Origin of the sequence: Pseudomonas fluorescens NCIMB 11764 (genome assembly GCF_000293885.2) — a bacterium.
GTDB classification, from domain to species: domain Bacteria; phylum Pseudomonadota; class Gammaproteobacteria; order Pseudomonadales; family Pseudomonadaceae; genus Aquipseudomonas; species Aquipseudomonas fluorescens_B.
This window is the reverse complement of sequence record NZ_CP010945.1, coordinates 3,520,104-3,538,609: the sequence shown is the minus strand read 5'-3', so window position 1 is coordinate 3,538,609 and position 18,506 is coordinate 3,520,104. Positions and strand designations below refer to the sequence as shown.

Annotated in this window: 30 protein-coding genes; 5 read left to right on the top strand and 25 right to left on the bottom strand. The window is 54.3% G+C overall.

Annotation, left to right across the window (positions count from 1 at the left end):
• Nucleotides 1-4: 4 nt before the first annotated feature.
• The 17 genes from B723_RS16365 to B723_RS16295 form a co-directional block, all read right to left on the bottom strand.
• Nucleotides 5-1,696, bottom strand: a complete 1,692-nt coding sequence (locus B723_RS16365; RefSeq protein ID WP_017337708.1) for a terminase large subunit — start codon at nt 1,694-1,696, stop codon at nt 5-7.
• Between the two features lies 1 nt (nt 1,697).
• Nucleotides 1,698-2,183, bottom strand: coding sequence for a terminase small subunit (locus B723_RS16360; RefSeq protein WP_017337707.1), 486 nt, complete (start codon nt 2,181-2,183; stop codon nt 1,698-1,700).
• Between the two features lie 183 nt (nt 2,184-2,366).
• Nucleotides 2,367-2,705 (bottom strand): HNH endonuclease, encoded by a 339-nt coding sequence (locus B723_RS16355; RefSeq protein WP_017337706.1) that lies wholly within the window; start codon nt 2,703-2,705, stop codon nt 2,367-2,369.
• 9 nt (nt 2,706-2,714) lie between these two features.
• Nucleotides 2,715-2,909 (bottom strand): hypothetical protein, encoded by a 195-nt coding sequence (locus tag B723_RS16350; RefSeq protein WP_031318646.1) that lies wholly within the window; start codon nt 2,907-2,909, stop codon nt 2,715-2,717.
• Nucleotides 2,893-3,132, bottom strand: coding sequence for a hypothetical protein (locus B723_RS32990; protein WP_144425238.1), 240 nt, complete (start codon nt 3,130-3,132; stop codon nt 2,893-2,895). The genes B723_RS16350 and B723_RS32990 overlap by 17 nt, the downstream gene beginning before the upstream one ends.
• On the bottom strand, nt 3,129-3,446 hold the full coding sequence (locus tag B723_RS16345; protein WP_017337704.1) for a hypothetical protein: 318 nt from the start codon (nt 3,444-3,446) through the stop codon (nt 3,129-3,131). Before B723_RS16345 ends, B723_RS32990 begins: the two co-directional genes overlap by 4 nt.
• Nucleotides 3,447-4,058: 612 nt before the next feature.
• Entirely contained in the window at nt 4,059-4,253 is a 195-nt protein-coding gene (locus B723_RS32985; protein WP_144425237.1) for a hypothetical protein, read from the bottom strand.
• A 140-nt stretch (nt 4,254-4,393) separates the two neighbouring features.
• Nucleotides 4,394-4,783 (bottom strand): antiterminator Q family protein, encoded by a 390-nt coding sequence (locus B723_RS16340; RefSeq protein ID WP_017337703.1) that lies wholly within the window; start codon nt 4,781-4,783, stop codon nt 4,394-4,396.
• Entirely contained in the window at nt 4,780-5,049 is a 270-nt protein-coding gene (locus B723_RS16335; RefSeq protein WP_017337702.1) for a hypothetical protein, read from the bottom strand. The genes B723_RS16340 and B723_RS16335 overlap by 4 nt, the downstream gene beginning before the upstream one ends.
• Before the next feature lie 17 nt (nt 5,050-5,066).
• The gene (locus B723_RS16330; protein ID WP_017337701.1) at nt 5,067-6,437 is read right to left on the bottom strand and encodes a replicative DNA helicase; all 1,371 of its coding nucleotides are present in this window, start codon (nt 6,435-6,437) and stop codon (nt 5,067-5,069) included.
• Nucleotides 6,434-7,237 (bottom strand): ATP-binding protein, encoded by an 804-nt coding sequence (locus B723_RS16325; RefSeq protein WP_031318642.1) that lies wholly within the window; start codon nt 7,235-7,237, stop codon nt 6,434-6,436. The genes B723_RS16330 and B723_RS16325 overlap by 4 nt, the downstream gene beginning before the upstream one ends.
• Nucleotides 7,221-8,027 (bottom strand): helix-turn-helix domain-containing protein, encoded by an 807-nt coding sequence (locus B723_RS16320; protein WP_017337699.1) that lies wholly within the window; start codon nt 8,025-8,027, stop codon nt 7,221-7,223. The genes B723_RS16325 and B723_RS16320 overlap by 17 nt, the downstream gene beginning before the upstream one ends.
• A 3-nt stretch (nt 8,028-8,030) precedes the next feature.
• Nucleotides 8,031-8,252 (bottom strand): hypothetical protein, encoded by a 222-nt coding sequence (locus tag B723_RS16315; RefSeq protein WP_017337698.1) that lies wholly within the window; start codon nt 8,250-8,252, stop codon nt 8,031-8,033.
• Entirely contained in the window at nt 8,249-8,578 is a 330-nt protein-coding gene (locus B723_RS16310; RefSeq protein ID WP_017337697.1) for a hypothetical protein, read from the bottom strand. The genes B723_RS16315 and B723_RS16310 overlap by 4 nt, the downstream gene beginning before the upstream one ends.
• On the bottom strand, nt 8,578-9,084 hold the full coding sequence (locus tag B723_RS16305) for a hypothetical protein (protein WP_144425236.1): 507 nt from the start codon (nt 9,082-9,084) through the stop codon (nt 8,578-8,580). Before B723_RS16305 ends, B723_RS16310 begins: the two co-directional genes overlap by 1 nt.
• A 20-nt stretch (nt 9,085-9,104) precedes the next feature.
• The gene (locus B723_RS16300) at nt 9,105-9,527 is read right to left on the bottom strand and encodes a phage regulatory CII family protein (RefSeq protein WP_017337695.1); all 423 of its coding nucleotides are present in this window, start codon (nt 9,525-9,527) and stop codon (nt 9,105-9,107) included.
• Between the two features lie 67 nt (nt 9,528-9,594).
• Nucleotides 9,595-9,840, bottom strand: a complete 246-nt coding sequence (locus B723_RS16295) for a transcriptional regulator (protein ID WP_017337694.1) — start codon at nt 9,838-9,840, stop codon at nt 9,595-9,597.
• A 105-nt stretch (nt 9,841-9,945) separates the two neighbouring features.
• On the opposite strand from B723_RS16295, the gene B723_RS16290 reads away from it, so the two are divergent.
• On the top strand, nt 9,946-10,365 hold the full coding sequence (locus B723_RS16290; protein WP_017337693.1) for a hypothetical protein: 420 nt from the start codon (nt 9,946-9,948) through the stop codon (nt 10,363-10,365).
• Nucleotides 10,366-10,406: 41 nt separating this feature from the next.
• On the opposite strand, the gene B723_RS16285 is transcribed toward B723_RS16290, so the two are convergent.
• From B723_RS16285 to B723_RS32265, 3 genes are read right to left on the bottom strand one after another with little or no spacing between them, the layout of a single operon-like run.
• Entirely contained in the window at nt 10,407-11,210 is an 804-nt protein-coding gene (locus B723_RS16285; protein ID WP_017337692.1) for a phage antirepressor KilAC domain-containing protein, read from the bottom strand.
• A complete protein-coding gene (locus tag B723_RS16280; protein WP_017337691.1) occupies nt 11,207-11,602 on the bottom strand; it encodes a DUF3077 domain-containing protein in 396 nt (131 codons plus the stop codon). The genes B723_RS16285 and B723_RS16280 overlap by 4 nt, the downstream gene beginning before the upstream one ends.
• Complete coding sequence (locus tag B723_RS32265; RefSeq protein WP_017337690.1) at nt 11,583-11,747, bottom strand: Arc family DNA-binding protein; 165 nt, start codon at nt 11,745-11,747, stop codon at nt 11,583-11,585. Before B723_RS32265 ends, B723_RS16280 begins: the two co-directional genes overlap by 20 nt.
• Nucleotides 11,748-11,889: 142 nt before the next feature.
• Between B723_RS32265 and B723_RS16275 the strand changes: the two genes are divergently transcribed.
• Nucleotides 11,890-12,342 carry a helix-turn-helix transcriptional regulator gene (locus tag B723_RS16275; RefSeq protein WP_017337689.1) on the top strand — a complete coding sequence of 151 codons (453 nt, stop codon included), beginning with the start codon at nt 11,890-11,892 and terminating at the stop codon, nt 12,340-12,342.
• Nucleotides 12,343-12,660: 318 nt separating this feature from the next.
• On the opposite strand, the gene B723_RS16270 is transcribed toward B723_RS16275, so the two are convergent.
• A complete protein-coding gene (locus tag B723_RS16270; RefSeq protein ID WP_017337688.1) occupies nt 12,661-13,305 on the bottom strand; it encodes a hypothetical protein in 645 nt (214 codons plus the stop codon).
• Nucleotides 13,306-13,439: 134 nt separating this feature from the next.
• Between B723_RS16270 and B723_RS34115 the strand changes: the two genes are divergently transcribed.
• Nucleotides 13,440-13,832 carry an HdeA/HdeB family chaperone gene (locus B723_RS34115; protein ID WP_080995124.1) on the top strand — a complete coding sequence of 131 codons (393 nt, stop codon included), beginning with the start codon at nt 13,440-13,442 and terminating at the stop codon, nt 13,830-13,832.
• A 141-nt stretch (nt 13,833-13,973) separates the two neighbouring features.
• On the top strand, nt 13,974-15,230 hold the full coding sequence (locus B723_RS16260; RefSeq protein WP_017337686.1) for a hypothetical protein: 1,257 nt from the start codon (nt 13,974-13,976) through the stop codon (nt 15,228-15,230).
• Nucleotides 15,231-15,289: 59 nt separating this feature from the next.
• Here the strand turns inward: B723_RS16260 and B723_RS16255 are convergent, their stop codons facing one another.
• Nucleotides 15,290-16,111 (bottom strand): hypothetical protein, encoded by an 822-nt coding sequence (locus B723_RS16255; RefSeq protein WP_017337685.1) that lies wholly within the window; start codon nt 16,109-16,111, stop codon nt 15,290-15,292.
• 167 nt (nt 16,112-16,278) lie between these two features.
• Between B723_RS16255 and B723_RS33985 the strand changes: the two genes are divergently transcribed.
• Nucleotides 16,279-16,767, top strand: a complete 489-nt coding sequence (locus tag B723_RS33985) for a hypothetical protein (RefSeq protein WP_193392997.1) — start codon at nt 16,279-16,281, stop codon at nt 16,765-16,767.
• A 138-nt stretch (nt 16,768-16,905) separates the two neighbouring features.
• Here B723_RS33985 and B723_RS16245 read toward each other — a convergent pair whose 3' ends face one another.
• The 3 genes from B723_RS16245 to B723_RS34110 all read right to left on the bottom strand — a co-directional run bounded on the left by B723_RS16245 (nt 16,906) and on the right by B723_RS34110 (nt 18,495).
• Nucleotides 16,906-17,667: a DUF1828 domain-containing protein gene (locus B723_RS16245; protein ID WP_017337683.1), complete on the bottom strand. Its 762-nt coding sequence runs from the start codon at nt 17,665-17,667 to the stop codon at nt 16,906-16,908.
• Nucleotides 17,664-18,173 (bottom strand): hypothetical protein, encoded by a 510-nt coding sequence (locus B723_RS16240; RefSeq protein WP_017337682.1) that lies wholly within the window; start codon nt 18,171-18,173, stop codon nt 17,664-17,666. Before B723_RS16240 ends, B723_RS16245 begins: the two co-directional genes overlap by 4 nt.
• Before the next feature lie 67 nt (nt 18,174-18,240).
• Nucleotides 18,241-18,495 (bottom strand): hypothetical protein, encoded by a 255-nt coding sequence (locus tag B723_RS34110; RefSeq protein ID WP_017337681.1) that lies wholly within the window; start codon nt 18,493-18,495, stop codon nt 18,241-18,243.
• Nucleotides 18,496-18,506: the final 11 nt, after the last annotated feature.

Genomic DNA, 18,506 nt, shown 5'->3' with positions numbered 1-18,506 from the left:
CCTATTAGTTCGAGCCGATGAGTCCGAAGAATCCGCCGGAGAGGTAGTTGTCGAGCCCGCCTTGGGCTTGCGGGTTTAACGAGATCAGCGATACGGCATTGAATGTGGCCATGAGCGGGTCGATCTTGGCGAAGCCCGATGCCTGTTTGGTAATGAGAATGGAGTTCCCGCGGGGCTCTACTCGAGCATTCCCGCAGCACCAGTTCATAAGCGGTTGACCGCCGTGCACCAAACCTCCCTCCGCCAGCCGGCGCTCAGTCGTCTTGATGGCGCCGCCGAGCTTCCAGCCTTGAGAAATGCCGATGACCTTTTCCTCTGGCACTTCGGCTTCCACTAACGCATCCAGAATCGCCCCAACGCCAGCCGGGTCGACGCCGACCTTATCGAGCAGCCCAGCCATTTCTATCCGCGCCACCAGCTGCGCCACTTCGGCTACGTCATCTCCGATGGTTTTCACCAGCGTCAGATGCCCATCGCGAGCAAAGTCATGAAACCTGGCCGCCTCACTTTTCCGCCGAATCAGCACTGATGGGTGTGCCCAGGCATGGGTCCACAACAACCACTCCCTCGTATCCCGGTCCCGGCCGATCGCTGCAAAGCCAAGCAAGTCATCCAGCCCGCCACCATCGATTCCCACATCAATGACTTCGCTGCGATCAAGCAAGTACTCGAAGCTGACACCTGCCGGGCGCGCTTGGGCTTCCCAGAACTCGGCTCCCGCCCAGCGATCTGAGCGAAGCGCCAAACCGATCTCAACGTTCAGGTGCTTCGCAAGGAAGCCCCGCATTGATTCCTCGCCGTCCTCATTCGCCTTTTGGAATTCACGAAGCAGAAACTCGGTGTCGACTGACGCCCCCATGTTCGGGTTGGTGACGAAGAAGTTGGCAGGATCCCGATGCTTGTTTGCCTTGATCATCTCTTCCGGAAATTCGTAAATCACCGGAAGAAAGCGTTTGTCGTTGATGCGCCCATCCCGTACGCCGCGGGCATAGTTCAGCTTCTGCCGAAATACGCCAGCCGGAGGCTCGTCGGATTGGGTGGAGAGAAAGATGGTGAAACCTTCAGGCCGTGACGCCAGACCGCCGCAGGCTTCGCGCAGCATGTTCTCGGCGTTGGGCCGCTTACCGAACAACCACAACTCATCGATCAGAACTCCGGTGGCTTTCTTGCCGCCGACCGTGTCGCTGTCGGCAGCCACTACTTTCAATGTGGCGCCGGTCAGGCGGTGAGTGATGGTTCGTGTGTGGTCCTGCACCTGGAGCAGTTCCGACAGTTCGTCGTCGCTGTTCACCATGTCCCGCGCAGGAAAGAAACTGTTGTTGGCGATCTCAATCGTCGGCGCAAGGATCAGGAACTCTGCCGAATGACGCCAGTTGCGGATCAGCGCAGTGAGCATGATCCCGGCGGCGGTCGTCGACTTAGTGTTCTTCTTCGAGATCAGAAGGAAGAACTCGGTGATCAGACGGCGACCCTGTTCTGGATCGTACGAACCGAACACTGAACCAACAAAATCGATGATCCAGTCGCGGGAGACTTCGCCCATCGTTGGCTTGCCGGCCATGTCCGCGACACGAAGCTGTTTGAAAACCTCCATCGCTTCTGTGCGTTCTGTGGGGAACAGTGGAACAACTGGCACCAGCGACTCGCTCGCCAAGATGCGCCTTTCCCAATCAGGGCAAGCGGTTGTCCATTCCATATCACTTCACCGCGCGGAGCGGTGGCGCACCGGTGCCGAAGCGACCGGTACCGGCCTGCTTCGCGGCGTCCTGCTTGTCCTGTTTTTTCCCAGCATCGCCCTTGCGCTGGTGAACGAAAGGCATCAGCGCTTTTGCCGCATCGACTCGAAGCTTGGCTTCGCTACCGAAGTCGTTCATTACGGCGAGCAAAAAGTCCTTGGGGTCGCTGTGCCGCATCGCCTGGGCGAGATCGAAACCGGCTTCGGTAGTTTCTTCGAACGCTTCCCCGACGTCGGCGGCTGGTGCAGACCTAGGTGCGCGGGCTTTAACAATTTTGTTAACGCCCGACGCTGCAAGGGCAGCCATGACGGCGGGATGTTTTGCCAACCTTGAACCGGCGACCGATGCGCTGTCGACCGCGTAGCCCGCGGCGATGGCTGCACTTTTATTGGACGCACCTTCCCTAACAGCATTCACAAATGCCTGCTGTTTGGGTGTTAATGCCATTAACAAAAAACCTATGAGAGGAAAAAAATCTGTCCGTGCGGGGGCGAGTGGTCTAGAAGCTTTTCCCTTTCCCAAATTTTGCCCCCCCCGGGGTGAGTGACTGACGTTCCGCACCGTTCTGGTGCAGGGTTCGGGGAGTTGATGTGCTTCACCTCTGCGCCAAGCCTGACCCTAGCTACCACCTCACCATCTGGGCAGCTGAGCCTCTTCGCGCTTCTTCACCACGTCGTGGCAGGGCTTGCAGAGCGACTGCCAGTTGGTTCGGTCCCAGAACAGCACCATGTCTCCACGATGAGGGATCTTGTGGTCAACGATGCATGCGCCAGTCACGCGGCCTTCACGGTCGCAGTACGTGCACAACGGGTTCTCATTGAGGAACACCAATCGTGCCTGCTGCCATTCGTAGGTGTAGCCACGCTGATTGGATGTGCGCTTGTCGGAGCGCCATGACTCCGGGTCTACAGTGGCCAACCGATCACCCTGGGTCTTCACCCTGGTGGCGAGAGTGGTAAGCCTAGCCATAGCGACGACCTACTTAGCCAGCTTCGGCTGGAGGATTACCCGAGCAATCATTACCAGCAGGCCTAGCACGCCGTAAGCAATCGGCGGAAGGACCGCCTGAAGCGATGGCATCAGTTGCTCAGCCACACCCAGTGCCGCAATGGCACCACCAGCCTGAACGCTGGTCAGGCTCAGTGCTTGTTTCCAGTTATCGATCAGGGTCATTGATTGTTGCTCCAGGTAGTTTTTCGAGGCTTTCGGCATACCGCTTCCAGTGATCGCGGCTCTTGAGGGCATCACGCAGTGCGGTGTTTTGGTGACCATCAGGAAGGCATGGAGCGCTGATGTATCGGTAGATGGTTGTGCGCTGAACCTTGGGAGGCTCCTGGATCGTTTCTGTCTGCGCGCAACCAGTGAGCAGCATGAGGACGATCAGCAGTCGCTTCATTTAGGCCTACCCATCTGGGCGAGTCCCTTGAGGCCATCGCCGAGCTGGTTGATCTGGAACTCTTGCCGCTGGACTGATGTGCGGAGGGAGTCGACGAACTTGTCTGTCGATTCCCTTGAGCGCTCCAAAGAGTCGACCCTCTGGCCGATCAGGGCCTGATTGGTCTGGTAGGCGGCAAGCTGCACTTGAAGCGAGCCGAGTGATCCGACTACGTACACAAACGCGCCAATGGCACCGGCCGACAGGATCGTTTGCAGTATCGGGACAGCGACCTTGAACGTGGTGCTGTCTGCAATGCGCGAGACTTCAGTCATTGGCGGTACCGTGCGGATTTAAGTCAGCTCCAGCAGCACTCCCAGCTCAGAGCGATGGGTGTGGTGGAGCCGAAAACGGAAAAGCCCCGGTTAATACCGAGGCTTGATTCAAGTAAAAAATACGATTCTTTCAAACCATCAACGCAGCGGGGCTGCATTTGCAGGGGCTGCCCTTCTAATCGTAAAGTGTTGTAAGCCACCCATAATGGTTGGGCACCTCAAAACTAATAAAGGCAAGGAACGCGATGAAAGCCAGCGAACTGATAAAAGCACTTAAGGAATCAATTGATAGGTATGGCGATCAAAATGTCTGCACATGGTCGCCTACTGAGAGTTGCGATATACGCCCTGTCTCTAACCTGCGCCGCATGGCAGTGAAAGACGAAGACGTTGTAGTCATTGACTGTCACCGCAACTGGCCGAGCACCACCGGCGAACCGTCTGGATCCGGCCGAGACAATAATCGCTGACTTGTAACGACGTTGAGCTGCGTCGAGGAAAGGCGAAAGAGTCGAACTTTTGCCGTTGCCAGCAACTCCGGGTTCAAACCGGACCGCTCACCCTGAGCGCCACCCTCTAAAAACGAAAAGCCCCGCGAATGGCGGGGCTCATTTAGGCTGAAGGATTCTGAGTGCGTCTTTTTTCAGGCCAGTCCCTTCCGAAACCGGCTTTACCGCAGGTCTTACATATGTAATCGCCAGTGGCTGACCCGAGGTCGTACTCTTTGTAGAGAGATGGATGGGTGCAATCCCCATCGGTCCAATTTTCTGCGATTTTTTGTGCTTCTTTGATTTGAATGTTTCCCATGATGGGCTCCTGTAAATGAATACAGATCTTAGCCCATAAAAAAGCCCGACTCAGCTGCCGGGCTTTTTCTGTGGTGTCGCGCTGAAACAGCTGAACACCGTGTCATGAAAACAGGTCGTTATCCGCGTGGAAAGACTTTTTTACGCAGCCTCGCGAATTCCTTCCAGTGCGCAATCAATCCAAGCAACACCGGCTTTGATGACCTCCCGCGCCTTTGCCTCGCCGATGCCGTTTTCTCTGGCAATTCGCAAGGCTGGCCACTTGGCGCCGAAGTAGAGCCAGATGAAATTTCCCATCTGATCATCACGATTGATCAAGCGTGCGACAGCCCCATCCAACACCAGTGCGAGATCATCGGTCAGCGAGTATTCCTTCACGCCTCCCTCGCACGGGGTGTTGTCGCGAATCAGCGCATAAAGCGGCGATACGTACCGCGGCACGCCCATCCCATCCATCCGCCAATAGCCCCACTGTTCCAACAGCCACTCGGTATCCCCCAAGGCTTTACCGATGTACGTTCGCTTTTTCATGCGGCCTTCCTCGGGTCTGGATCACTCAAACCGAACAGGTCGCGCAACAACCGATCTGCAGGTTTGTTCTTGGCGTTGCCCTCAATCAGCCAACGTTGACCGAAATCGTGAAACCCGACTTCGGCCCGCATGCCATGCCAGGAGGCGACCATGTCAAGCAAGCACGCCAGCGCGTTGGGGCCGCCAACTTTGACCTTCGATAACTCTTCACCTGCGATCTTCAAGAAACGACGCTCAAGATCACTCATGCTTTTGCGCGGCAGCATTGCAGTTACTCGGTTGTTCATTTGGCTCCCCCTTTGTACTTACCAGCGAAGGGACGTTTCATCTCGACCTCTTCGCTGGACGGATATGGATTCCCCGCAAAGTTCACAAACCGGCCAAACTCACCCTGCTGTTGGACGATGCAGCTACCAACTTTGGCGTGACGACATTTGGTCATCAAAAGCTCGGTGACACCGTTTTGCCCTTCCTCCGAGTCCATATCGCGATGAACCATGATGATGCAGCTGGCGTCAGCCTCGATCTCGCCCGAATCGCGTAAATCACTGGACTGAGGTTTCTTTCCGACACGCTTCGTTGAGTCACGGTTTAGCTGCGCCAACTCCAGCACAGGGACGTCAAGCTCCTTCGCAAGCCGCAGAAGGGATTTGCTGATAGCACCAACCTCTTCCGTTCGACTCCGCCCCTTTCTTTCCGACTGAATCAATCCCAGGTAATCGACAACGATTCCTGCCAATCCATGCTCTCGCTGACATTGCCTTGCCGTCGATCGAATGCTCGCAGGGGTTTGTACGGGATCGTCGCAAATGAACAGCGGTGCCCCCCTCGCCTTGGCTACCGCGCCAACCATTCTGGCCCAGTCGTCATCTTCCATTTTTTCTGGGTTATCAAGCCGCCGTAGGTCGACACCGCCCAGTGAAGCAATAGCTCGGAGTCCAAGCTCCTCTCCGGGCATCTCGATTGAAAACACAAGCCACGGCTTACCTGCGACGCAAGCATTGTGCTGTGCGATTTGCAGCGCCAGGGTTGTTTTGCCACTCCCAGGGAGACCCGCTATCACCGTGACCTTTTTCGGTCTGACCCCCTGCATTAAATTGTCGAGTGCCGAGAGGCTTGTTGATGGCCAAGTCGGGAGGCGGTGGTTCAATTTGTCGTCGACGACCTCTGCTGCTCGGCCCATCATGTGGTCAAGACGCTGGTACTTTGGCTCACCATCTCCAAGCTCGCGCAGGTCTGCTGTGGCTTGCTGAGCCAGCGCTATGATCTCCGCTACTGGTCGGTCTTCATTCGCGCTGTCACGGATGATCTCGGCGACCTCCACTACCTTGCGCAGTGCCGAGCGCTCCAGCACGACTCTGGCGTAAGCTTTCCAGTTCGCGACACTCGGTACGTTCTTGGCGATCTCGGCGGCATAGGCGAAGGTGCTGTACCCGCTCGGTAAAGCGGGTCGACATACTCCGACAGTAACAACGTCGATCGGCTGACCACTCGCGTGAGTATCGAGAATTGCCTGGTACATAGCCGCGTTTTCAAGATCGCTGAAATCCCTTGTAGCTACGCGGGCTGTTAACTCATCGAAAAGCGATTCGTCTTGCAACAGCGCCCCCAACACCCCGTGCTCTGCCTCGATGCTAAAAAGTTCTCGGCTCATACAGCACCTCGAGCTGAGGCCCAGCTAAATCCCACCGCCTGCCCGCCACTCTCCCTCAAACGATCCAACGCTCGATCGCCGATGTAACGCCCCAGGTCCGCAGCCATCAAATTGGAGACCACTACAGTAGGCAGTACGAACTGATAACGCCGGTCGATCACCTCATGAAGAATGCCCAGTTCGTAAGCACTGCCAGCCTGGGCCCCAACCTCATCGATCACCAGAAGGTCGAAACTCGCCAGTTCATTGAGTACGTCTTTGTCGGTGTATTCAGCACTCCGATCCATCGCCCCTTTGAAGACCCGAATAATTTCAGCAGCGGATACGATCACTGCCTGGGCCCCATGCTCCCGAACTACCTCCTGAACCATCGCGCAAGCCAGATGCGTCTTTCCGTTACCTACGTTTCCCGAGAGAATCAACGAACGACCGGCGTCATAATTTTCTCCGAACTGAGCAACGTACTCCGAGCAGATTTTCAGCGCCTTTGCCATACCGTCTACGCCGCCAGTGGTTCTGTAACTGCTGAAGGTGCAGGTGCTGAACCGCGGCGTAATCCCGGAGCCGACAAGCAATTTATTGAGGTCTTCAGCCTTCTTCCGGCCTCGCGCCTCGAGGTGCGCGTCACTTTCGATCGGCGCGGTGTTCAATGCTTCCCAGTGGCAATGCTTGCAACCACGTGGCAACACGGAACCGCCGAACTGCTCGATCTCGGAACTGCTCACCGAGCCATGCAACGGACATTCGAGATCAAAAAAGCGGACACGAGGATGTCTGCAAAAATTAGAAATTCGCGCCACTCTGCACCTCCGGATACATCTCGTGCGTATGGTTCGGCAGGCCGTGATAGGCCGATGTTTTCGCTGTCTTGGCGCTAGCGCCGGGCAGTACCGAATCCGGGTAGATGTCGCTCCACGAATTTGTGGTGGAGTTATCCAAGACGGCATCAGGATCGGGGTGGTTAGCCAGCTTCTTCGAGATCAACTGACAGGCGCGCTCGGTCAGATCCTTGCGTTTGGATTTGCGCATTTCGCAGAACCCAACCCAGGATTCGGTCGATGCGTTCTCCGGCTTGGCTGTGAGAGGATCAAATTTGCTCAACTTTCCCTTCGGCTGCGCACCAGCAGGCTTGCCTGCGCCTTCTTTTGGTTTATTAACGGGTAGTTGACGGATAGATGAAGGATTGGGTGCATGTGGTGCACCCCGTTCTGTCGTCATTTGCACGTCGTTCTGTTGTGAGTTGCACCTCGTTACGTCTTCATTTGCACCCCGTTCGCAACGGGGTGCATCTGGTGCACCCCGCTCCACGGCCATGTCGTAGACCACCGGACGACGATCGTGTCTGTCGATATAGGCTGCCGCGATCGCTTGATTGCCGCGGCGAATCGCACCAAGTGCCTCAAGCGCCTCGAGCTTGTACTTGACCGTTCGCACGGCCAAGCCAGTGTCATCGCTCAAGCTGTTCGTAGAGGGGAATGCGCCTTTACCATTCTTGTCGGCATAGTTGGCGAGACAAAGGAGAACGTGGCGTGCAGTGGACTCCTCTACCAATCGCTGCTCTAGAGCCCAGACCATTGACTGAATGCTCATACGTCAGAGCTCCATCTCGTCAGTGACACGCTTGATGAAAGCGTCGTAAGACTCGGCCATGACGAATCCCTGATCCTCCAGCGCCTGCCGATATGCCTTGGCACTTCCGTAAAGCACCCAGCGCTCACGCTCAGGGAGATTTCGGAAGCTGGCATAGGTTGGCCAAGGGCCGGCGATCTTGCAGGCCGTGGAGGACTCCACATGCGGTACCTGTAGAGTTCTCATTGAAGAGTCTCCCCATCCGGTAGGTGCGCGGTCACCGGCGCATCACCATCGAGTCGCATGACATGCTCCAGACGTCGCTCGAAGATGGCCTTGCGGAGCTCGTCGGCGTCCATCCCGGTCATCCGCCGGACGAGGACTCGCAAAGCCATGGCTGCTTGAGCGACCTCGCATTTCGCATCGCTCAAGCTATCCGCGTCCGATGCCTCGTCGAACAAGATCTCTTGCGCGAAATCGGCGCCTTCCCAAGCCTTATACGCAAGCACGTCGTCAGCGAAACGCTCCATGTAGGCTTCGTCGATCACTGTGGGTTCGGTTGATCGGCCCATTAGTTGTCCTCCCGATCGACAGGAACGAAATCGGCTTCGCCATCTCGCAATGCGCGCAGGCCCAACACTGCAGCTGCAGCAACGCGCTCAGCAAAGCCAATTTCTAGATTCGTGTAGCGCCCGCCCATGCCCATGATTGCGAACTGAATCGCATGGAACGCTTCGGTTTCGTCAAACGCCGCCAATGCGCTGACTTCTTGATCGAAGAAAGACATGCCCTTTTCCCAATCGGCAGCGACGCCAGGGTTGTTCCGGGGCCAATTGACCATGCGCCCCTGAACGTCACGAGCTGTAAAACTCAGGCCTTCGCGCGTACGAATCAGCGGATAGTTGATCAACATCAGTCGACGAGCTTGTTCACCACCAATTGCGTGTGCCATGATTAATACCTCTACGAGATGTGTTGTCCTGGTTGCACAGGACGATTTGATAAGCCCGGTTCCCGCCGGGTTTGTTGCTTTATGCACCGGGCGAATTTCATCATTCGCCCCTTTGAAATAATGCAAACCCTACCCTGGCAGCGTGTTCACGCCGCCTTTACCGACTCTTCCAGCACCAACAAGCTCTGCCGCACATGGCCGATTTCTTTCTGGATGCCGGCCTTCTCGATCTGCGTTACCCGGCCGTCTGCCATGGCGTCGTGAACCGCGCGAGAAACATCCCCAGATTCAGCCGCCATGTGCACCAGCGCTTGAACCAGGCTTTTCCCCTCCGGCTTCACCAGTGGCACCAACTCGTACCCCAAGGCGCTCGCCAATAACTGCAATGGTTCAGGGTTCTTGCTGTGCACCAGAATTTGAAGGAATTGCTCCAGGTTCAGCCGGTGCGAGTCGTCATTTGGATTGCTGCGGTTGAGCAGCGCGGTGTGGCTCATGCCCATCAGGTGAGCCAGTTGTTTTGGCCCCGCATCAAGCACTGCCTCATGAATTGCGCGATGTACTTGTTCCATTCGGGAAACCTCTTGGCAGTTGTCGTGGCAACACGTCTTAGCAATGAGCGAAACTTTGCTCATCGGATCAGGCGGCAGATTGCTCGGAGCTGGTGGATGAATTACGCAGATATGCCCAGTCGATATCAGGGCGCAGTTCTTCACACGTCACCGCCCTCCCCGACTCGCGATCAAGATTGATGGCGAGCCCAGGACCAGCCAGGCGATACCCGTACGCAATCTGTTTGAGGTTGCCGACACTGGTACCGCTGCGCTCTGCTAGAGCATCCAGTTGGGCCGGCTCCAAGGAGCGGATGAGGTCGAGTAGCGTCATGGTGATCTCCGAAAGAAGCTCAGATTACACAATGCTAAATTACATAGCAATAGCGTATCGTAATTTACTAACTGCTAAATCGAGACCTATATTTCGCCTATGGATATGAAAACTCTTCGGGTCGAAGCGCTGCGGCGCGTAATCGGCCCACTCAGCCAGAAAGATTTCGCCGACCAGCACGATCTGGACGCTTCCTATTTGTCCCAGATCCTCAATGGGCATCGAGGCCTGGGCGAGAAAGCTGCGCTCAATCTTGAGCAGAAGATCGGCTTGGCGCCTGGCGTACTGGTTAACCCGGGCGGCTACGGTTCGAACGTCATCGAGGGTGAGTTCACCCGTCATGAAGTCGTACGTGAGCAGTCGCCTGCATACCAAGCGATGTTAGGGACCGCCTCGCCCCGGGCGATTGCCATCGTTGAGAAACTGGCCAGAGCTGCGGCTAAGGGGAAGCTGAAAGAGTCGGACCTGGTGTTGCTGGAAGGCATCGCGGGACTGCTTGAGAAAGCCAACTCCGAAAAGCCATAAACCCCAGATAGCAAAAGCCCGGCGCTAGGCCGGGCTCTCAATTACTTCAGCAAGTCCTCTTCCCTGTCCTGCCACATAGCCTGCAGCTTGGTCAGTCCCTTGCCGGTGATCAGCGTCGAGCACGTAGGGATCGTGCCATCGATTGGATGCTCAAAGGTGCCCAGTTTTACATCGAGCAAACCTGCCTCGATCTTCGCTTGGTACGGCTCGTTGTTCCTGGTCACCCATCCCTTCTGCCGCATGAACTGCAATAGCCTTGTGCGGCCAGTGCCGATGATCTTCGCAGCTTGAGCTGCGTTGTACGTCTTGTGCGAAACCGCGACCATGTCGTGGAACGCCACCTTCGGCGCGTCCTGCTCCACCTTCACTTCCAGCAGATGGTTCTCTTTGGTGAGCTCCGTGTTATCCGCCTCCAACGCGACGACCTTAGTCACGTTTTCGGTAAGCAGCGCCAGGAGTGTGCGGGGATCGCTAAGTGCCGCAGCGTAGTCGAAGGCTGGCTTAGCAACTTGCTGTTCCAGTTCCTGCCAGCGATCAACCAGGCGAGCCGTAAACTCCGGGCTGAGTTGGGCGACGACGACGAAGCTATCGCGCTTGCAGACCTGGTAGACGGATTCATCCCGAGGCCGGCCGATCGAATCGCGAAACTGTTCACTCCCCATTGGGGGTTGGACGATTACGCCACGCTCAACAAGGCGCTCGATGGATTGCTTGACCTTGTCATGACGAGAGCCAACCAAATCGGCAATCTCACGAGAGGACATTGTGGTCCGCGACATATCTTGTTGAATCTGAAAATGTGCCGCGATGCCATTCTGCCCCTGCTGACTAAAGGAAATGTTCATTGCGCTCTCTCCAAGCCTGCATGCGTAGAGTCGACAATAACCTTCGCTGTATTCGCAGCCCGAAACAGGAGCCAAGCTTGATTAGGCGTGATTCCGTCCATCCCCATGGCCGCTGCCTCAAGTGAGGATTTCAACTCACTAAGAATGCAGGACGCCTCCTCAAGGGCATCGGTTACTGGGATCCCAGGACGGACAGCAAGCAGGTGGTCTTGGTTGGGATTACAAATCGTGAAAGACAACTCCACCGTGACCGGCATCCTGATACCGCCAGCATTGAGTTTTTCTTGTGATGCCGTATCCTGTTTCATGTGAATGTCCTCAGAAATGTTCACTGCTTCATAGGCCTCAAGCGTTGGCGCGCTTGGGGCTTTTTCATGCCTGTTGATTTTCATGCACTAGCTCCTGCTCCATCATTTTCCTCAACCGGAAAACCACCTCCCCGTTCGCTGACCTCCCGTTCTCCTCTGATTTCGCATCCAGCCACTCCCTTATCTGCGCTGGCAATCGGATGAGCAGCGGTCTTTTCTCTTGCTTCATTTTCTACCTCCGAACCTTTTTTTGTGATCACTTATGATCATTTGATACCTCTTATGATCACCTGTCAATACCGATCATCGAACGTCATTTCTTGTCTGTTATAGTGATATGAAACTCAACAATCGAAAGGCAGCCATCCCTAATGACCGACTTCAGACCCTTCGCGGAGCGCCTTTTGTGGGCCAGATCTGAGGCAGGATTGACCCAAAAAGATCTCTCGGAAAAGAGCGGTATTAGCCTTCCGCAAATCGTGCGGTATGAAGCTGGCCGATCTAAGCCACGTCTCGGTGGTGCCCTAAAGTTGGCTCGCGTCTTAAAAATGGATGCGTACGATTTGATGCCTGAGCTTAGGAAAACTACTCACGAAATCGAAATTGAATTTTCATCTGATGAGGCTCAATACCTCGACACCGCAGCTGCTGGTCTCGGAATCACCACTGAAGAGCTCGTGCGTAAGCTGACAATGGTAGGTTTGAGGGAGCGCTCAAAAGATCCTGAGATGCGCAAGATGATAGAAGCAGAATCGCCAGGCTTATTGGATCGAATTGACGCTCTTGACGAGGACGGCGATCAGGATCAGAAACACCAACGCTAAATCTTAATCGAACACCATAGGGCACGTTCTTTTTAATATGTTTGGCCCAAATGTCTGTTTCTTGGCTTGCGGGAGCACATAATAGAAGGATTGCTGGCAATCCACTGCTGCCCCGCCAAAGCAGCTTCGATTTAATGCCGTGATTCGTTCCCAGCCAGTGCTCAGCGTCACATTGCGATGCGCTTTCGTTTCTTTCTAATTGGGAAGCCTCTGATCGGAGTGAGCCTTCATTGGACTCGATAGAAATGCAGAGGAAAACATCGTCAACGCCCCGTTAACAGGGGTTTACACGGGCGTAAAACCCCTTGAGCGTAGCGCTCAGGATGATTTAGGAGAGCGGCCTGGTTGCTTCGCGTAAGCTGGAGCCACTGGCCTTAGCCAGCCTTTGATTGTTTCGATGGTTTTGGGCAAATCGTCTGACCAGCCCTCACTTTCTAATCGTCCCTTGACATAGAGAGCCATGTCTGATAATCGGGGGTATTCCTTCTTTTTCGCATCTGATTTCCACTTTTCATCTGCAATCGTTTGTGCCCGTTCTCTAATAGCCTCTTTCAACTCATTAACAAAACCTAAGGAAGAATTGAACGCTGAGCTTTCGACCCTATATCGATTTCGTAAATTTCCACTAGGGATGAAAAACAAGTGAGATATATTGAATAAAAGTTCTGTGAGCGCCTTCTGTTCAGCCATACATTTATTGGAAGTGTTATCAAAGTAATTTTGAAGCTGCAATAACGGCCCTAAAACAACCGCTCCCAAATCCGCAGCTAGATCAAACAAACTTTCTACAGATTTAACCTTCCTCGAGAGGCCTACCGCTGAAATCGACGCCAATACCCCAACAATATGATTTTGCATACTCACAAAATCATCACCACCAAATATTACCTCATCTGGCTCAGCCCCAAACTCTTTAGCTTTTTCTATAAATAGGGCTCTAGTCTCATCGAACGAGTCACTCATACGAAATCCTGGACTGCAAAAATAGCATCCAGTCTATCGCCAGTTAGCAAAATGTAATAGATGAGACGTGGTCATACGAAGCGGGGCGTGCCGCCAGGGATGCGCTAGGCTTAAGTACGTTTTTCTGAAACCTGATGGATAGAGCTGTTAAAATAAGGAGAAATTCCGTGGCGCATGCGCATAAAACAAAAAACTCAGCCATCGCACTAGCAGTCACATTCGCGTTCGTTTACTCGAATACATCCCTGGCTGAGCCAAAATTCGCGATCGCTGGTGTGGGCGCCCTATCGTGCGGCCAGTACCTAAGACCCCCTTCAGTCAATAAGGAGATGTCTGACGCCATGGTTGTAACATGGATACAGGGCTACTTGAGTGGAACCAACACTCAACGATTTATGGATAGTGAAACGAGCATGAAGAAGCAACCGGATGGAGAGACATTGACGGCCTTCGTCGATAAATATTGCCGTGATCACCCACTGGAAACCGTTTACCAAGCATCTATGAATTTGGATCAAAGCTACTAGGACTCGTAGAATCACATGCCCGTAATTGAGCGGGCTTTTTATGCGTCATGAAAACCGTCTCTCAGTACCTGTTGCTAATGGTGATTTAGCTACCATGAATGATACGGTCGCTCTCCTCACCTTGCGTGGAGAGACAAGAGCATGGCAGCACTCGAAAAGCGTTATCCCCGCGAGTCGTTCACCAAGAAGCTGGAGCGGATCTGCCAGAGGTTGGACGAGGCATCCACCCGCACCATCGCTCACAAAGACTTCTTCAATAAACCAGCGACGTCCCAGGTGCAGATAACATCGCTGTGGGTTGTGGGCTCATACGCCCGCGGCGCAATGACCTGTGGTGACCTAGATCTCGTCATTGAGCATCGACTCGTTGAGGGACACCACCCTGCGCCTCGGACAATAACGAAGACTTTCTTTGGCGCCCTTCCGTACGTTAGCTATTACTTTGGAAAACCAGAGAGCAGCACGTCGGGTGTGGTATTCCCTGACGCTGTCCCGATCTGGACCGAGCCTGGCTGTGATTGGGGAGCGGCGATCAATTCAATTAAGCCAGTCACCAGCGCCGGCCGTGCAACACGAGAGACGGACTCGATCCCATTACGACCGGAACAGTTGTACATGGAACCGGAGCGTCTGCAGGGGATAGCGACCCAAGAGAAGGAAGGTTTACTTGAGTGGGAGTTCGTTGAGTTCACCGCGGCGGACCTCGAGCCGGTACCGCTAGAAGAAATCAGCCACCGAGATAAAAAGCTCCTTCGGATTGCCCCCATGATGGCGAAGAAATCCCTAGTGCTTATACCCGCGATAATTCGGCTTATGAAAAAACACGAGCGCTTCGGGATATGGGAATCGTCGGACAGCTATCGCGTAAAGTTGGACTGCGGGGCGACAGCGTTGCATCTGGGGCGCCCAGTCTTGCCGTACAACGCATTCGATGATGAACCCACCATCAAGCAGTACGTCCTGATTCCACATGTAAGCGCGAAGGGCCCTAACGGCGCCTGGATAATTCGGCGCGGGCCCAACCATCCGGACACCCAAGCTCTCGCAAACAGGTACGCCTATTATTTGGGGAGCCCAGGAACCCCGGAGACGGTGGCGTATCGCGATCGCACCAAGATATGGTCGACGGAGATGCTTGAGCTTTTCAATACGCAGGAAGAAGCCGAAGAGTTTGCTGCAATGTTGGATGAGGGAAGTGAGTGGCCAGCGACAGAGATCGGTAGAGCCGAAGGTCTAGCCCTGATCTCTCTCTTTGCTTTGGTGGACGTTGTCGAGATTGGGGATCATCAGCTTGCGATTACACGTACAGGCGCCGCCTACTTCGACCGAGACAAGGCGACGATGGACGAGATTGCGGCCGCCCTCCCCCTTGCCACCCAGATCAGCGCCGAAGCTTGAGCTAAGCGAAGGCGACAGAAAGCCCGCGTCTGGCGGGCTTTCGAGACGCTGATGGCTGACTAGTATCTGGTAACAGTCATCTTGATATCCCCAGCATAAACAGCCCCGGTCTTGGTGTTGATTAGCGAAACTCTAACGGGGTCGAGTCTTAGGAAGTACAGCCGGGAAGAGGTCTGTTGCTTGGTGTAGATAGTAGCTTCTTGAAAATCAGCTGATGTTGTGAAATAAGGCGCAGCGGAGCGCCCGTCTATTCGGAGCGCAAGATCGTTCGCGATAGACTTCATGGTTGCCGATGGAATCGCAGCTTTTCCGCTGATGCTAGACACGACTCCAATGGAGCCTGAGACTTCTCCCAAGACAACAAAGACCTTTTTTGCACTGACTTGGCTAACCGTTGCCGAAGCCCCGAATGCATTTTGCCCTTGATACTGGCCGTTTATTTTTACACTCCCACCCATCAAAAGCGCGGGATATGTTTTTTGTGCCCCGGCAGAGCTGCCAGACCCTTGATACCCTTTGTTTGCCGCATCATCAAGCGCCACGCTGACTGCCAGCAGACCAGTATCGGCATCATAACTAATCAAAGACCTGTCCAGTTTTAACTGAAAAGAAAGGGCCTCAGGTATTAGCCCGGAAATCCTGCGGTTGTATTCGCCGCTCGACTCATATTCATTTTTTTCACCACCCCCTGCTGTGATTTTGTCGATCAGGGAAAGTCCGTTTTCGACTTCTGTAGCCGAGCCATTTAAAGGGTTGCTGCTCAACAAGCTAAATGTTTCTGGGCCAGGTCGCTGCACAAGACGTGCCGCATCAATACGCTGAGGCGGCACACAGCCAGACAACGCTAATGCAGCCAATGAGGCGATAACAGTTAATCGCATATGGTTCCCTCCAGGATTGATCTCCAACTCTACCATGGCGTACAGCCACCATCAGCCCGTGAACGCCAGAACGAAAATGCCCGGCGCCGTGCCTATGCCACCCGTCGCCAGCAACGAAACCTCTAAGGCATGGTGGTCTCTACCGAAAAACTCCTCGGAGAAGGGCCATGTACGATGACGCGAAAGCGAACGCGCTTCACGCTTGGTATGAGTTACTGACGAACCCCGAAGATCGGATGAATGCGCAGGAGCAATACGAAGAACTACTTCGGCTTGCTGACCATTTTCGGGAGAAAGAAATTATTGACCCAGAAGAACGCAAGACCTTGATAGAGGTGGCGACGGCAACATATGCGCGCGCCGTCGAAGACGCGATCTGTGGGTGTAGAGCGTGGTGGCTTAATGGCAACCGCAATGCTGTGTCAAAAATTGGAGGACTTCCGGGTGATCACCATCTCTTCCAGGATCTCCCGAACGAGTCTGTTGATTCCCGCTTCTCCGTGATACTGAAGCCGATTGATGTTGATGATCGTGAATTGGTGGGAATCTGGACCGATGATGTCGATGGAAAGGCCGCTATCCGGGTTAATCGTGCAGGAAATCGCGCAGTTAGGCAGTCGGCTTGCGAGGGCCGCCTCGATTTCCATTTTGCTTAGGGTGTCCATTCGCTTATCCGTAAACCAACGAGAAGGACCTAATCCTAGTAGCCGGGAGCGGGATGTAAATGGTGGCAGCCTGACACTGGTTGGACGGGGCTGAGTAGACAAAAAGCCCGGCGCTGAGCCGGGCTTTAATTAAGCGGCTTTTAGTGCCTCAATCAGGCTTGCATCGCTCTTATAAATGATGATTGAAGCTGTCTGCGCAAGAGCTATGGTGGCCTGCTGAACGGTGTCGGGGTCTCCGTCTTGCATCACAACAATACGACGGGTTTTGTCCCCGGAGTTTTTCAGATCACCCATTTTTCCTATGGCGCCATACACCGACCCCCAACTTGGCTTGCCGCTTTTCCCAGACGAAATCGTTTGTATTATCCGCTGCTGCGGCGTCCCTGGATCAATAACGAACGGGAATACAAGTTGGTGCCCGCTTGCCCCCACCAACGCAAAGCTTCGCTTGAACCTCTTGCTGAATCCTGTGGTCAGCGCTCTTCCGACTGTCTTCTCAAATTTAGATACAGGAATAATTAGCTGGTCATCGCAAGCATTCCCTATCCGGGAGGCGGCTTCGATAAAACGTGCGATGTAAAATCCTGCCTGACCCTCGGGACACGTTGTGTACAACTCGCCGTTATCCGAAAGCGAGATTCCGCTTTCTTGAGCGATAGCACTAAAACGTTTTGCTCGCTTGGCGTTTGGCGTCATGCCATGAGTCATAGCTGTAAACAGAATGTCAGCGTTATCAGAAATGCGCACCAGCCCCCGCCCAATGTCTTGGACAAAGGCGCCGATCAACAGGCCGTCAAACGCAAGCGTCAGCGGAGACTGGACATAGGTAAGTCCTTCTCTGATCGAGCTGCATTGAAAGCCAAGCTGAGTGCTGATCTGGGCACAGTTCATAGGAGGTCCATCTGGCTGTCTTTCTGTGGAAAATTGAACGGTGGGGCGTTGTTGATATTGGCACGGTCTAGGAACACCTGCCATAAATCTTCGATAGACGTACGCTTCAGTGGCTCAGCGTAGCCAGCAGATGACTCGGCGGTAGGGACATGGAGATGAGGATGGTCGGCAATCTGCTGATAAAAAGAGTGGCCCTTGCCGACGGTATTGGCATGCTGCGAAGGGCCGTTTTCATCTAGGGCAAGAATCCTCGCGCTATTGACGATCAGCGCAATGGAAACCTTGTCAGGTATGCCGTCAATCATGCTTTTCTTGTGGAAGATGTCTACAAAGTAGCCTTCCTGTATGACCCCGTTAATGGATATGTTTGCACGACATTTATGATGGTCAGGAAAGCCCTCGGGACCTTTGACTATCCATTTCAGGCTGCCGCCGCCGGACCACTCTTTGCCGAGGGCAATAGCGTGAATCGCGTCGGCGTACGGTATTTGCCCAGGCTTAGCCATGCTTCCAAGTCCATTTGTTATTGCGTCTAGCGCGCGTTGAAAAAATATAAAAACCCTGACGAACCACCTACTCAGCCTTTCCCCGGACAATCCTTCCCGCCTTCACCTCATCAGCGTGGCGGCGAACCTTTTCCTGTTCCGCTGTAAGCAGCGCGCACAACTTCGACAGATTGAGCGAGTCGAGAGGAGCCTTGGTACGACTGGCCAAGTCACTCAGCTCAAGGACCGACCAGCGGATTACCGAGGCCAAGTCTTCCAAGTCGTAGAACAACTCCTGCTGGGCTGTTCTGGGACCATCGAGTGCTTGTATTAGATCTGTCATTTATATGAGTT

Coding starts and splice junctions, on each gene's coding strand:
- B723_RS16365 (WP_017337708.1), bottom strand. CDS start 1,696: ATGGAATGGACAACCGCTTGCCCTGATTGGGAAAGGCGCATCTTGGCG.
- B723_RS16360 (WP_017337707.1), bottom strand. CDS start 2,183: ATGGCATTAACACCCAAACAGCAGGCATTTGTGAATGCTGTTAGGGAA.
- B723_RS16355 (WP_017337706.1), bottom strand. CDS start 2,705: ATGGCTAGGCTTACCACTCTCGCCACCAGGGTGAAGACCCAGGGTGAT.
- B723_RS16350 (WP_031318646.1), bottom strand. CDS start 2,909: ATGACCCTGATCGATAACTGGAAACAAGCACTGAGCCTGACCAGCGTT.
- B723_RS32990 (WP_144425238.1), bottom strand. CDS start 3,132: ATGAAGCGACTGCTGATCGTCCTCATGCTGCTCACTGGTTGCGCGCAG.
- B723_RS16345 (WP_017337704.1), bottom strand. CDS start 3,446: ATGACTGAAGTCTCGCGCATTGCAGACAGCACCACGTTCAAGGTCGCT.
- B723_RS32985 (WP_144425237.1), bottom strand. CDS start 4,253: ATGGGAAACATTCAAATCAAAGAAGCACAAAAAATCGCAGAAAATTGG.
- B723_RS16340 (WP_017337703.1), bottom strand. CDS start 4,783: ATGAAAAAGCGAACGTACATCGGTAAAGCCTTGGGGGATACCGAGTGG.
- B723_RS16335 (WP_017337702.1), bottom strand. CDS start 5,049: ATGCTGCCGCGCAAAAGCATGAGTGATCTTGAGCGTCGTTTCTTGAAG.
- B723_RS16330 (WP_017337701.1), bottom strand. CDS start 6,437: ATGAGCCGAGAACTTTTTAGCATCGAGGCAGAGCACGGGGTGTTGGGG.
- B723_RS16320 (WP_017337699.1), bottom strand. CDS start 8,027: ATGAGCATTCAGTCAATGGTCTGGGCTCTAGAGCAGCGATTGGTAGAG.
- B723_RS16315 (WP_017337698.1), bottom strand. CDS start 8,252: ATGAGAACTCTACAGGTACCGCATGTGGAGTCCTCCACGGCCTGCAAG.
- B723_RS16310 (WP_017337697.1), bottom strand. CDS start 8,578: ATGGGCCGATCAACCGAACCCACAGTGATCGACGAAGCCTACATGGAG.
- B723_RS16300 (WP_017337695.1), bottom strand. CDS start 9,527: ATGGAACAAGTACATCGCGCAATTCATGAGGCAGTGCTTGATGCGGGG.
- B723_RS16295 (WP_017337694.1), bottom strand. CDS start 9,840: ATGACGCTACTCGACCTCATCCGCTCCTTGGAGCCGGCCCAACTGGAT.
- B723_RS16290 (WP_017337693.1), top strand. CDS start 9,946: ATGAAAACTCTTCGGGTCGAAGCGCTGCGGCGCGTAATCGGCCCACTC.
- B723_RS16285 (WP_017337692.1), bottom strand. CDS start 11,210: ATGAACATTTCCTTTAGTCAGCAGGGGCAGAATGGCATCGCGGCACAT.
- B723_RS16280 (WP_017337691.1), bottom strand. CDS start 11,602: ATGAAAATCAACAGGCATGAAAAAGCCCCAAGCGCGCCAACGCTTGAG.
- B723_RS32265 (WP_017337690.1), bottom strand. CDS start 11,747: ATGAAGCAAGAGAAAAGACCGCTGCTCATCCGATTGCCAGCGCAGATA.
- B723_RS16275 (WP_017337689.1), top strand. CDS start 11,890: ATGACCGACTTCAGACCCTTCGCGGAGCGCCTTTTGTGGGCCAGATCT.
- B723_RS16270 (WP_017337688.1), bottom strand. CDS start 13,305: ATGAGTGACTCGTTCGATGAGACTAGAGCCCTATTTATAGAAAAAGCT.
- B723_RS34115 (WP_080995124.1), top strand. CDS start 13,440: ATGGATAGAGCTGTTAAAATAAGGAGAAATTCCGTGGCGCATGCGCAT.
- B723_RS16260 (WP_017337686.1), top strand. CDS start 13,974: ATGGCAGCACTCGAAAAGCGTTATCCCCGCGAGTCGTTCACCAAGAAG.
- B723_RS16255 (WP_017337685.1), bottom strand. CDS start 16,111: ATGCGATTAACTGTTATCGCCTCATTGGCTGCATTAGCGTTGTCTGGC.
- B723_RS33985 (WP_193392997.1), top strand. CDS start 16,279: ATGTACGATGACGCGAAAGCGAACGCGCTTCACGCTTGGTATGAGTTA.
- B723_RS16245 (WP_017337683.1), bottom strand. CDS start 17,667: ATGAACTGTGCCCAGATCAGCACTCAGCTTGGCTTTCAATGCAGCTCG.
- B723_RS16240 (WP_017337682.1), bottom strand. CDS start 18,173: ATGGCTAAGCCTGGGCAAATACCGTACGCCGACGCGATTCACGCTATT.
- B723_RS34110 (WP_017337681.1), bottom strand. CDS start 18,495: ATGACAGATCTAATACAAGCACTCGATGGTCCCAGAACAGCCCAGCAG.